The organism is Capnocytophaga ochracea DSM 7271, from assembly GCF_000023285.1.
Lineage (GTDB): Bacteria > Bacteroidota > Bacteroidia > Flavobacteriales > Flavobacteriaceae > Capnocytophaga > Capnocytophaga ochracea.
This window is the reverse complement of record NC_013162.1, coordinates 753,835-765,843: the sequence shown is the minus strand read 5'-3', so window position 1 is coordinate 765,843 and position 12,009 is coordinate 753,835. Positions and strand designations below refer to the sequence as shown.

At 39.7% G+C, this 12,009-nt stretch carries 12 protein-coding genes; 11 read left to right on the top strand and 1 reads right to left on the bottom strand.

All coding sequences use genetic code 11. The features are described 5' to 3' along the window. Genes COCH_RS03100 through COCH_RS03085 form a run of 4 tightly spaced genes read left to right on the top strand, consistent with a single transcriptional unit; the run spans position 1 to position 3,224 of the window. A complete protein-coding gene (locus COCH_RS03100; RefSeq protein ID WP_015781886.1) occupies positions 1-1,338 on the top strand; it encodes a dihydroorotase in 1,338 nt (445 codons plus the stop codon). 4 nt (positions 1,339-1,342) lie between these two features. Beyond that, positions 1,343-1,723 carry a DUF4296 domain-containing protein gene (locus COCH_RS03095; protein WP_015781885.1) on the top strand — a complete coding sequence of 127 codons (381 nt, stop codon included), beginning with the start codon at positions 1,343-1,345 and terminating at the stop codon, positions 1,721-1,723. A gap of 13 nt (positions 1,724-1,736) precedes the next feature. Then, on the top strand, positions 1,737-2,441 hold the full coding sequence (locus COCH_RS03090) for a DUF4271 domain-containing protein (RefSeq protein WP_015781884.1): 705 nt from the start codon (positions 1,737-1,739) through the stop codon (positions 2,439-2,441). A gap of 33 nt (positions 2,442-2,474) precedes the next feature. Then, positions 2,475-3,224, top strand: coding sequence for a uroporphyrinogen-III synthase (locus tag COCH_RS03085; RefSeq protein WP_009410955.1), 750 nt, complete (start codon positions 2,475-2,477; stop codon positions 3,222-3,224). 112 nt (positions 3,225-3,336) lie between these two features. On the opposite strand, the gene COCH_RS12160 is transcribed toward COCH_RS03085, so the two are convergent. After that, positions 3,337-3,513 (bottom strand): hypothetical protein, encoded by a 177-nt coding sequence (locus COCH_RS12160; protein WP_167524721.1) that lies wholly within the window; start codon positions 3,511-3,513, stop codon positions 3,337-3,339. Positions 3,514-4,553: 1,040 nt separating this feature from the next. Here COCH_RS12160 and COCH_RS03075 point away from each other — a divergent pair. The 7 genes from COCH_RS03075 (at position 4,554) to COCH_RS03045 (ending at position 11,975) form a co-directional block, all read left to right on the top strand. Beyond that, positions 4,554-6,671, top strand: a complete 2,118-nt coding sequence (locus COCH_RS03075) for a heparinase II/III domain-containing protein (RefSeq protein ID WP_015781883.1) — start codon at positions 4,554-4,556, stop codon at positions 6,669-6,671. Positions 6,672-6,781: 110 nt separating this feature from the next. Continuing rightward, positions 6,782-8,194 carry a TolC family protein gene (locus tag COCH_RS03070; RefSeq protein WP_015781882.1) on the top strand — a complete coding sequence of 471 codons (1,413 nt, stop codon included), beginning with the start codon at positions 6,782-6,784 and terminating at the stop codon, positions 8,192-8,194. Between the two features lie 241 nt (positions 8,195-8,435). Further along, complete coding sequence (locus COCH_RS03065; protein ID WP_002674037.1) at positions 8,436-9,416, top strand: HlyD family secretion protein; 981 nt, start codon at positions 8,436-8,438, stop codon at positions 9,414-9,416. Continuing rightward, positions 9,413-9,874, top strand: a complete 462-nt coding sequence (locus COCH_RS03060; protein WP_015781881.1) for a GNAT family N-acetyltransferase — start codon at positions 9,413-9,415, stop codon at positions 9,872-9,874. Before COCH_RS03065 ends, COCH_RS03060 begins: the two co-directional genes overlap by 4 nt. 254 nt (positions 9,875-10,128) lie before the next feature. After that, positions 10,129-11,046 (top strand): hypothetical protein, encoded by a 918-nt coding sequence (locus COCH_RS03055; protein WP_015781880.1) that lies wholly within the window; start codon positions 10,129-10,131, stop codon positions 11,044-11,046. Then, positions 11,043-11,396 carry an MmcQ/YjbR family DNA-binding protein gene (locus COCH_RS03050; protein WP_015781879.1) on the top strand — a complete coding sequence of 118 codons (354 nt, stop codon included), beginning with the start codon at positions 11,043-11,045 and terminating at the stop codon, positions 11,394-11,396. The genes COCH_RS03055 and COCH_RS03050 overlap by 4 nt, the downstream gene beginning before the upstream one ends. 69 nt (positions 11,397-11,465) lie before the next feature. Then, complete coding sequence (locus COCH_RS03045; RefSeq protein WP_015781878.1) at positions 11,466-11,975, top strand: hypothetical protein; 510 nt, start codon at positions 11,466-11,468, stop codon at positions 11,973-11,975. The last annotated feature ends 34 nt before the right edge of the window (positions 11,976-12,009 follow it).

Here is a 12,009-nt window from a genome sequence, read left to right as displayed (position 1 = left end):
ATGAAAACCCTCATCAAAAACGCAATCATCGTAAACGAAAATACCCTCTTTCAAGGCGACCTCCTGATTGAGGGAGAGCGCATTGCCCAAATAGGTACTCACATCACTCCCAAAGGGAATTATGAGGTGGTGGAAGCCGAAGGCAAATACCTCCTTCCTGGGGTGATTGACGATCAAGTGCATTTCCGCGAACCTGGGCTTACTCACAAAGCTACTATCGCTACCGAAAGCCGTGCTGCGTTAGCAGGGGGCGTAACTACCTTTTTTGAGCAACCTAACACCGTACCTCAAACCATAACAATTCCGCTTTTGGAAGAGAAATTTGCGATTGCCAAACAATCATCATTTGCAAACTATTCTTTCTTCTTAGGGGGTACAAACGACAACCTCGAAGAACTGAAACGCTTAGATAAAAATGCTTGTGCAGGGGTGAAACTTTTCTTAGGCTCTTCTACGGGGAATATGCTCGTAGACAACGAGAAAACCATAGAAGCTATTTTCAATAATGTCGATTTAGTAATTGCTGCCCATTGCGAAGATGAAGCGACTATTCGCAAGAACTTAGCCCACTATCAAGAATTGTACGGCGAGGATATCCCTATTGCGATGCACCCTCATATTCGCAGTGCTGAGGCTTGCTATCTGTCCTCTTCACGTGCTATTGCTTTAGCTGAAAAAACGGGCGCACGCCTCCACGTGTTCCACCTTTCTACGGCTAAAGAAACCGAACTCTTCCGCAATGATATTCCGCTAAAGGACAAGAAAATCACCGCTGAGGTATGTGTGCATCACTTGTGGTTTACTGATGAAGACTATACTACTCGTGGAGCTTTCATCAAATGGAATCCTGCGGTAAAAACTGCCGATGACCGTACTGCGCTGTGGCAAGCCCTTTTAGACGACCGTCTCGATGTGATTGCTACCGATCACGCTCCTCATACCCTCGAAGAAAAACAGCGCAAGGGCTATCTGAATATCCCTTCGGGGGCGCCTTTAGTGCAACACTCGCTCGTGACAATGCTCGAAAAAGCTTACAAAGGCACCATTTCTATCAAAAAGATAGTAGAGAAAATGTGTCATAATCCCGCAATCCTTTTTCAGGTAAAAGACCGCGGTTTCTTACGCGAAGGGTATTACGCCGACCTTGTTTTGGTGGATATGGATACACAGTGGACGGTACAAAAAAACAACCTGCTCTACAAGTGTGGATGGAGTCCGCTCGAAGGGCAACAATTTCACTCGGCTGTAGTGAGTACCTTCGTAAATGGCAAAGAGGTGTACCACAATGGCAAGGTAATTGCAGAGCCTCAGGGGCAACGCATCACTTTTAACAGATAAGACTATGAGAAAAATCATTTATATATTCGCTTTGCTATTCATTGTAGTAGCCTGCAAAAAGAACATCGTACCCAAACCCGATAAGTTTTTAGACGAAAAGCAAATGGAAAGTTTGCTCTACGATTTGGCTGTTTTAGAATCTATGAAGGTTTCACAAGCCCAAATGCTAGATTCTTTACAGTTCAATCCACAACAGTTCATCTATAAGAAATATCAGCTCGATAGCCTTTCGCTCGCACAAAATATGGTTTATTACGCCTCCCTACCTAAAGACTATGACCGTATAGTGAAAAAGGTGGAAGAAAAACTCAAAAAACAACGCGATAGCATTGGAAAGCTACCCTTAGAGACCCTAAAAGAGAACCCAGCAACAGTCGAACCATAATAAAATACAGTATTTGGAAGCCTTAGAACTACATCAGTCTTATCTTTCGTGGATATTTCCTGCCTTCCTACTCATCTTTGGGTTGGTGGCTTTCCTGCGTATATTCTACCCTAAACACTTTGCCGATTATCAAAACTTACTGTTTAACAATAAATATATTGTTATTTACGGCAAAAAGGAACGCCGATTGCACCTCTTTATGACAGTGCTTTTTCTCTTGCAATGTGTGTGTTTAGCTCTTCTTTTCTATGTTATGCTAAAGAATTTTGGCATCACAGAACTTTACAACTCTCAGTTTATGTTTCTGGAATTGGTGCTTATAGTCTTCTCACTGTTAATCACAAAACTCCTCTTACAACAATGGATTAGTAGCTTGTTCGACCTTTATGATTTCGCAAGAGATTACATCTTCACCAGGGTTTCTTATTCATCTTATGCTGCAATTGTAATGGTTATACTCCTCTTTTTGGGGGTTTATATCCCTTTCACCAATAAAAAACAGCTATTTTTATTACTTTTCGTGTTAGTATCCATATTGTTAGCAATCAATGTATTAGGATGGTTTAAAATCATAAAAAACAATCAAAAAGAAATAAAACCCTATTTATTCTATTTTATTTTGTATCTTTGCACCCTCGAAATCGCACCCTATATCTTTCTCATCTATGGAACAAAATACTTAATTGAAGTACAGAAAATGGCTCAATTTGTTTCATAATAGGGCGTTAGGAGGTGTAAAGAAATAACATTTATGAAGGTAAAATCGATATTAGTTTCGCAACCAGAACCGAAAGCCGAAAGCTCACCTTATGCACAAATTATTGAAAACCACAAAGTAAAAGTGGATTTTGTGCCCTTTATTAAGGTCGAAGGAATGACCGCTAAGGACGTAAGAATGCAGAAGATTGACCTTACTAATTTTACAGCCGTTATCCTCACTAGCCGTAAATCGGTAGACCACTATTTTCGTATTGCTGAAGAAATGCGCTTTAAGGTGCCTACAACTATGAAATATTTCTGTCAGTCCGAAGCTATCGCTTATTATTTGCAGAAGTATATCACCTATCGCAAACGCAAAATATACGTAGGTAAAAAAGAGTTTGCTGACCTTTTGCCTATCCTCAAAAAATACAAAGAAGAGAAATTCCTCTTCCCAGGTTCCGATGCCCCTAAACCAGAGGCGACCGCAGCTTTAAACGATATCAAGATAAAATGGGAACGCGTAGTGTTCTATCGCACTGTATATTGCGATATTTCAGCTATTAAAGAAAATAAGTACGACATTCTTACTTTCTTTTCGCCCGCAGGAATAGAGGCACTGTTTAAAAGTTTCCCCGATTTCTCACAGAAGAAAACCAAAATAGCCGTCTATGGCGATGCGACCCTAAAAGCCGCCGAAGAAGCCGGTCTTATCATTGATATTAAAGCTCCCTCACCTGAGAGCCCCTCAATGACCGTAGCACTCGACCATTATTTAGGCAAGCAAAATAGCAAAAAATAGAATCTAAAATCCGTTTTCTATAAGCACCAAAGGTAAGGAAGAACTATCCTCCCTTACCTTTAGTGCTTTTTTACTTCCTTTTATAAAGAAAATCTCTAACTATCAGGGAACACTATCTGCTTCTCCTACTTCTTGCTAAAAGTGAGCATAAAGCTATAATTTCCAGTATAAAACCTAATGCTATAAATAAAGAACCGCTAACAGGCACTTCCCAATGCAATATCTTAGCAAGAGCTCCTAAAACAATAAGCACAACACCTGCTATAAATAAAATAATACTTGTCTTCATATCTCTATTTCAATTTGTTTACACTTATAATATTATACATAATCACAAAATACGTTGAAGCAATACCATATATTAGCTGCTTTTTTTCTTCCTTTGTGTCTCTCATTCTGATAATGTCTCAAACTTTACCCAAATTCTAATCTGCAAGCGAAGTCTTAAAAAGCCATTTCATAATTCGTAGCCTTGATTTCCGATGATTAGCCTCTCACCTCCCCAGCTATTTTATGTCTAACCGACGTCAATATAACTTTTATTATCAATCTTTTTTGAGAGCATAGCGGAAGAGGACTCTCAAGAATGCTCAGAACCTCTTTTTTGAAACCAAAAGAACACAAACATCCCCACAAAAGGGAAGATTAGCACAGAAAATGTTTTCGACATCGCCTCATAGCTAAAATAAGGAACTTTTATAGCATAAAAGAAATTTACATAGAAAAACAACGCAATGCAAATTAAGATAAAGATTATAATATTTCTTGCTTTCATATCTTAAGTCTTTAAAAAATACAAAGTATAACCTTAATAAGGTACAAAGATATAAAAATAATAAACACCAGTCAATATTGATTTTAAAAAAAGTTTTTTGTACTTTTATATTTTTCCGCCCCAACCTTTACTTCACTATATCCCTTTTCTCAAATAGAGGGCAGGTGAGAGCTTTATTACTTTCTCTTCCTTTCGCCTCGAAACCCCGATTTTAACATTTTTAACCTTGTCGTATTGCAGTATGAATCAACTACTTATATACCCTTTCTATACCAATCGTCCAAGATTCGTATAAGCTTCCTATAAGCTCTCTATAAGCTAACCCCACCCTCCTTACACCCTTTTTTCATCAAAATTCCCTTCAACCTCCTTCTGAAAATCTCCGTTTTCTTCCGAACTTCTCAACCCTCCCCATTTGCTAATTCTCTCATTTTCTAATTTGCTAATTTGCTAATTTCCCCTTCCGTACTACAGTTGCTTATCTCATTTTTTCATCGTAACTTTGCATCGTTGAAACAAATCACATTCCATTTTACTAAAAACATTCTTTACTTATGAAAAAAGCAGTATTTATGATGCTATGGACTCTGTTAATAGCGATGCTATCGTGTCGTAAAGATACAGACCCTAATGAGCAAGAGATAACAGGCGTTGTTCGCACCGAACACCCACGCCTTTTTATTACTAAAGAAGATATTCCGAATATCAAAAACGTTACCCAAAGTTCGGCTCTGGATACGTATACCGAAACTAAAAGAGATGTGGATAAGCTCTTAAATGAACCTATCTCTTTTGAAAATCCTACCGCGGTGAATGGTACTGATAACGGTTTGAAAATCTCCAAAGTATCGCAAGTCGCCATATTATATTTGATAACAGGTGAAGCAAAATATCTCGACTATACCAAAAAATTCTTACAAAAAATCACTGAATATTACCGCCTTAGGGTAAGTCACAACTTGAATGCTGATTGGTATGTGTTTCCTCAAATCAATGCATTATGCGCTTATGATTGGATTTACAACTACTTAACCCCCAAAGAACGCGAGCAAATAGGCAAACCTCTTTATCAGGTAATGATGGATATTGCTTGGCACGGAAAAGGACTACGCCCAGAGCGCAATCGGGAGAATACAGGGGGATACAATACAGGATTTTATGGCACAGACGCCCTACCGTGGTATATAGGTATCACCTTTCACAACGACGGTATTGATAACGCACGCTGTGAAGATATGTTTCAAAAAGGATTTGCCCTAAATATGAAAATGGCAGAATATCGTCGTGATATTATCGGTATGAGCGGAGGGGCTGTCACAGGGTGTGTAGGCTATTCGTTAGGTGCTTATCCTATCGCCGATTTCAATTTCATTCGCAGTCATCGCGTAGCCACAGGCGTAGACCTCTCTCAAAGGCTCAACTACGTATTTAAATATTTGGACTATATCGATTGGAATCGCTTACCAAACAATCGCGAGTTTGGCTTTGGCGACAGTTATCACTACGATTGCTTGCTCCCCGAAAGAGACATCAATTATCACCTAAGAGAGATAGCCTCTCTTTATGGAAGTTCTACCAATATACAACGCCTGTTAGGCTTATTCAATAAGAAACATTATACAGAACGACTACCCTTTATGCCGTTCTTACAAAAATATCCTCAAGGAACTCAGGGAGCGACACCTTCGGGTAAAGGTGCCGTGTATTTCGAGGGTACGGGAGAAGTCATTATGCGTTCAGGAACGGGCGAAAACGACACTTATGCTCTTTTTGTGAGCGGAGGCAAAACCTCTTACCACAAGCACTTCGATAATAATCATTTCACTATCTACAAAAAAGGTTACCGTGCGTTAGATACAGGCACACGCCCCGAACCTGGCTGGCATCTGTCGCATTACTACGCCCGTACAGTAGCCCATAACTGCGTAACCATCAGAATGCCCAATGAAAAAATGCCCGAATACTGGGGCGGAGGGGCTTCTACCGAAAACAAGTTCGAACCTATCCCCAACGATGGCGGACAAAACAACATATTAGGCTCTGTGCTGAAAGAGAAGCGTATCACTGACGATTATGTATATCTCGCCTCCGATGCTACTAAAAGCTACAACAGCCAAAAAGCCTCGTTAGTCGTGCGTGAATTTATATATTTCTACCCCGACCTTTTTATAGTATTCGATAGGGTGACGGCTACCGACAAAAATTTTCCCAAAACGTGGCTGATACACACCATCAACGAACCTGTGATGAAAGGTAGCAGAGAGTTCTCGGAAACCTCCGACGGAGGCAAGATGATTTGCCGTACTTTATTCCCTGCCAATGCTACACTTACTAAAATAGGAGGAAGTGGGAAGGATTTCTGGTCTGATGGACGCAACTGGCCTCTACCCAAACTCACTCCACAAGATTATGGGTATAATATGAACCTCCCTCCTGCCAATCACCCACAATTGGGACACTGGCGTATAGAAGTGAGCCCACAAACGGCTTCTAAAGAAGACTTGTTTATGCATATTATCCAAGTAGGCGATACAGCTCTTTCCGATTTACCCCGCACTGAAACCTTTGAAAATACAGCTCAAATAGGGGTAAGATTCACCTACCAAGGAAAACGATATATTTTAACCTTTGATAAAACAAAGTCATACGGCTGTCAAATAGAGAAGAAATAAATTAAGAGGCTTTATTTTTTAATCTATCTTAAAAACTTTGCAAACAAACGAGTCGTTCATCTGGAAAAATCGCCGTAATTTTGCCCCGTAGAAATAAAAAGTTTTCTTTTATGAAAAAATATACTTTACTTTGCCTCTTCGTTATAGGGATAACAGCTTCATTACGAGCGCAATCGCTCTCATTCGACGAAGCACTTAGCCAAATGCGTTCAGGCAACCAAAAACTCAAAGGCATCGAAAAACAAACTGAAGCAGCCGATTATAATCGCAAGTCATTCCGTGGGCTTTATCTGCCCCAACTGAGCCTTAACGCTAGCTATATGCACCTCGCCGACCCGCTTTCGTTGAGCTTTAACGAGTATAAGGCGCCTTTACAAAGTGGCTTACAGGGATTTGCAACCCAAGTGCCAGCCCCTATGCGTCCGCTACTTACCCCCCTACTTGGCAGAATACAACCACTTTTTGCCCAAGACTGGCGCTATGAGTTCCAAAAACAAGACATTTGGAAAGTAAGCGCCGATGCCAAATGGGTGCTTTTTGCTGGTGGAAAGGTGCGTGTAGGGAATCGTGTGAGTGCACTCAACACCGAAATAGCCACCGTAGAGAGCAAAAAAACCGAAAATGCCCTCATCAGTGAGTTGGCGGAACGTTATTTTCAAGTACAGTTAGCCCAAAAAGCGTTGGAAGTGAGAAAACAGTCGTTTGAAACAGCGCAACATCACTATGAGAATGCCCAAAAGCTCGAAAAGAACGGAATGATAGCTTCCGTAGAAACAATGCAAGCCAAAAAAGCCGTTACCGATGCCCAGCGTGAGGTGATGGCTGCTGAAAAGGATATACAATTAGCGCAAACAGCTCTCTATGGCGTAATGGGCACTACCGAGCAACCGCTCACAGCCCTCACCACCGAACTCTTTGAAGTAGCCCCTCTCCAATCGCTTGAGTACTACCAACAGCAAGCCAAAGAACACTACCCTATGATTGTGCAAGCCAAACTGAAAGCCCAAATGGCTACCCAAAGCGTAAAAGCGCAACAAGCCGCTTATTTGCCCGATGTAGCCGTAGTAGGCAAAAAGTATTTGTGGAGCGAAAATCTACCTTTAACCGAACCCGATAACTGGGTAGTAGGTGTAGGGTTACAGTGGAATCTCTTCAACGGTTTACAGGACAAAAACAAGATAGCCCAAGCCAAAGCGATGCGCGAGAGTGTGGAGCTCATCACTGCACAAGCCGAAAAAGATGTACAAACCTTAGTGAAAAAACAGTACACCGAGATTGAAAAGCAACGTGAACAATACCTCAGCTTAGAAGAGAGTTTGCGTTTTGCCGAAGAGCTCGTACGTGCCCGCGACAAAGCTTTTGCCGAAGGTCTCTCCACCTCCACCGATGTAGCCGATGCCAACCTTTATTTGGCTTCTATTAAAATCAAACGCTACCAAGCCCTTTTTGAAATGGACAAAACTCTCGCTCAGCTGTTAGAAACCTGCGGAATGAGTGATAAATTCAGCGAACAAGTAAGGTAGAGCGACACAAATGCTCTTACCTCTTATATCGCTATACTTTGCCAAAGTTTTAGACTTTGGAAAAGTTGACTACCCTGATAATCATACTCTGGCGCGAGCTTGTAGCTCGTGCCTCGAAGGAAGCCGAAGCCGCAAGCAGAATTAATACATTACAAAAATAATAACCATAATAATACCCTCATTTTTATCCTATTTATGGATTGTCCCCCTTCGGGGGAACGGGGGCTAAACTAAATAAACAATGAAAAAGAAAAACATCACCGGTCTTATTGTAACAATCACTGTATTTGCAGTAGTTCTTATTCTTTCTATCTACTTTTTTAGTAACCGCGAACCTGTATATTTGCAAGGACAAGTAGAAGCCAAACAAATCAACGTTGCCCCCAAAGTACCTGGTAGGGTGAAAGCTATCTACAAGCAGGAAGGCGACCAAGTGCACAAAGGCGACCTCCTTTTAGAACTCGAAAGCACTGAACTCGATGCCAAACTCTCTCAAGCCGAAGCGGCACGTTTGGCAGCACAAGCTCAATCCGATAAAGCACAACGCGGTGCCCGCAGCGAACAAATTCAAGGGGCTTACAATGTATGGCAACAAGCCGAAGCGGCTGCCCAGCTCGCTGAAAAAACCTATCAGCGTGTGAGCAACCTTTATAACGATAAGGTATTGCCTGCTCAAAAGAAAGATGAGGCTTATACCCAAATGGTTGCCTTACAAAAACAAGCGGAAGCAGCCAAATCACAATACGAAATGGCGAAAAACGGAGCTCGTGTAGAGGATAAAACCGCTGCCCGAGCCCTTGTAGCCCAAGCGCAAGGGGTCATTACTGAGGTAAATGCCTATAAAGATGGTGCTAAAGTGTTTGCCCCTGCCGATGCCGAGATACAAACCATTATCCCCAACGAAGGCGAAATCGTGAATGCGGGTTACCCTGTGATGAACCTCATCGATACCCAAGACGAGTGGGTGGTGTTCAACATACGCGAAGATAAAATGGCAGACTTCAAGATAGGCACTAAATTCAAAGGCATCGTACCCGCCCTTGGCAATCAGGAGATAGAGTTGGAAGTAAAACACATAGCCGTACAAGCTGATTTCGCCACTTGGACAGCTACCAAGAGCAAAGGCGACTTCGACAAGAAAACTTTCGCTATCAAAGCCTACCCTACCCAAAAAGTAAAGGATTTAAGACCCGGAATGTCAGTATTAGTAAGTGAAAAATGAGAATAACTGAAGGATTATCAACTAAAGATAAGCAAGCTATTATACGCTGGACAAATAGCAAAGATGCTAATTTCTTGCAACAATGGGCGGGAGATGCTTTGCCTTATCCTCTTACCATAGAAGCACTCAATGCTTTGCCTCACTGTTTTCGTATTGAGGTAGAGGGTAGTTTTATAGGGATGATTCAGCAAATAAGAGTAGAAGGGAGCAACGTACATATTGGTAGATTTCTTATCAATCCTTCGCTTACAGGAAAAGGATTAGGCACCTCAGCAATGCAGTTATTTATCGCAATGCTTTTTGAGGATAAAAGAGTTCATTCTATTAGCCTAAATGTATTTGATGACAACCTCATAGCTAAAGGTCTTTATACAAAACTTGGTTTTAAAGTGGTAGCAACTGTAGAGGGAAAAAGGAAGAAATACAAAATGGTGAAGAGTAATTTGGCAATTAGCTAATTTGTCAATTGGCTCATTAATAGATTTATCCCCTACTGGTGCGATTCTCCTAGTTCGTGTTTAATACTAAGCAAACATCAATAGAAGAAATCTGTTTAAGCTTTTAGCGAAAGATAATCAGAATAAAATAATAATTCACATTTTATAAAAGCAAGCATTTGTAGATAAGAAAAACTATTTCTAATACTGAAAAATAGAATAAACTAATAAATCATCAAGATTTTCGAGTAACATAAATAAAATACATTACAATAATGAGATTCCTTCATTTAAAAACAGCGATTTTATTAGCACAACTATGCTTATGTATCAGTTGCGGTTATGGAGTACCAGAAAAAGATAAGTACCCTGAAATGCCAGAATACAATGGTTTTGACCCCAATCTTTTTGTGGTAGATACTTTGCTTACAGATATCGACAAACACGCGGTTATTTATGACAGAACAGACGGTTTTATATATTGCCACAGACCTATGAAAGAAGAGTTCTTCCTACTTGATAAAAGTTTAAAAATCAAAGAAAAGCTAAATGTAAAAGGAACGTTTGTAGGGAATAAAACGTTTTATGAAGTTGAAGGTGATATATTTAATCCTGTTGTTTATAAGTATGTTTATCCTTGGAAAAAGAGAATTAAAGTAAATGAATTGAAAAAAATGGAATACGATAGCGTTGTAAAAAATTACGACATTCCAAAAGATAAAAGAGGAAAATACGATGTATATGTTATCAGAGATGTAAATAGGCGATATATGGATAGTTTGTTAGGAGGATTAAAAGAAACTATTAATCTAAGAGATTACATCATTTGTTTAGGGAACAAAGAAGAATATTTTCTAAGAGCTAGCGATTACAAATGGTACTATGGCGAGGAACGTCCTAAAAAAACTGATTTCTTTGACTATATTCTAAAAGAACAAATCAATAAAAATTTAATAGAGTTTGATAGGGTAACCTTAGGAAATGACGGAGGGGGTAATCATTTTTTCTTTTGGTATATCCCTTATGGGTATGACTATTATACTTTTAAAATTGGTAATGATTCAATCCAATTTAAATGGAATGATAAAGGGTTGAGAACCATTGTTCAGGTAAAAGACCTCTGGGGCGATAGAATCTTGATTTATAGAGATGGTGAAAATCGTGGTGAATTATATAACATTCGAAAGAAATGAACATAGAAACCTTTAGAGGTTTTTGCTTAACTTTACCTCACACTACTGAGGATATGCCTTTCGGGGAGGACTTTTTGGTCTTCCGTATAGCAAATCGTATCTTTGCACTGATAAACCTAAACCGCGTGCCTATGAGTGTTAGCCTCAAATGCGAACCTGAGCGTGCGATAGAACTCCGCGAGCAATACCCCGATAAGATTGTAGCAGGCTATCACCTCAACAAAAAACATTGGAATACTGTGTTTTTAGAGAGTCTGCCTGAAGCCCTTATTAAAGAAATGGTACAGCACTCTTATGAACAAGTACTCGCCAAAGTGCCAAAGAAGGAAAGAGAAGCATTAGGGGTGTAAACTCCGTAATCTTTCTTAGGATTGGGAATATCCGTGATAATTTAGTAAAACAACAAAAATTAATTAGAAATGAAAAAGAAAAAACTTTGGATATTTTTTATCATTACCACTTCGCTATATGCCTACTTGATGTTGGTAACCGTACCAGCTCTTAAAGCAATGGCTGGAGGAATGGATATTTTAGATGTGCCTCCGTTTTATGATGCTACTTACATTCAAGAGCTATTTAGGCGTTTAGGTGAAGAAGGTCGCCATTTCTATTTATACCGACAAATTCCTGTGGATATGATATATCCCGGTCTGTTTGCTATTACCTACTATCAACTGATACGTTTCTTTTTAGAAAAACTCAACCAAAGAAAGCTCCTTTTCTTATCATATTTCCCAATAATAGGAGGTATTTCTGATTATTCAGAAAATTTTAGTACCATTACAATGCTCACACACTATCCTGAAAACTTATGGATAGAGACCTTAGCGCCCTATTTTTCTCTTATGAAATGTATCTTTGTGGTACTTTCTTTGGTATTATTTTTTGTATTAGGAATTACAACATTCATAAAAACAAGAAAACAATAACAAAATCACCCTCAGAATAGCCTCAATTTTGTTC

Bases quoted from the DNA above. Each gene is read 5' to 3' on its own strand.
- COCH_RS03065 (WP_002674037.1), top strand. From the start codon at position 8,436: ATGAAAAAGAAAAACATCACCGGTCTTATTGTAACAATCACTGTATTT.
- COCH_RS03055 (WP_015781880.1), top strand. From the start codon at position 10,129: ATGAGATTCCTTCATTTAAAAACAGCGATTTTATTAGCACAACTATGC.
- COCH_RS03085 (WP_009410955.1), top strand. From the start codon at position 2,475: ATGAAGGTAAAATCGATATTAGTTTCGCAACCAGAACCGAAAGCCGAA.
- COCH_RS03100 (WP_015781886.1), top strand. From the start codon at position 1: ATGAAAACCCTCATCAAAAACGCAATCATCGTAAACGAAAATACCCTC.
- COCH_RS03070 (WP_015781882.1), top strand. From the start codon at position 6,782: ATGAAAAAATATACTTTACTTTGCCTCTTCGTTATAGGGATAACAGCT.
- COCH_RS03075 (WP_015781883.1), top strand. From the start codon at position 4,554: ATGAAAAAAGCAGTATTTATGATGCTATGGACTCTGTTAATAGCGATG.
- COCH_RS03095 (WP_015781885.1), top strand. From the start codon at position 1,343: ATGAGAAAAATCATTTATATATTCGCTTTGCTATTCATTGTAGTAGCC.
- COCH_RS03045 (WP_015781878.1), top strand. From the start codon at position 11,466: ATGAAAAAGAAAAAACTTTGGATATTTTTTATCATTACCACTTCGCTA.
- COCH_RS12160 (WP_167524721.1), bottom strand. From the start codon at position 3,513: ATGAAGACAAGTATTATTTTATTTATAGCAGGTGTTGTGCTTATTGTT.
- COCH_RS03060 (WP_015781881.1), top strand. From the start codon at position 9,413: ATGAGAATAACTGAAGGATTATCAACTAAAGATAAGCAAGCTATTATA.
- COCH_RS03050 (WP_015781879.1), top strand. From the start codon at position 11,043: ATGAACATAGAAACCTTTAGAGGTTTTTGCTTAACTTTACCTCACACT.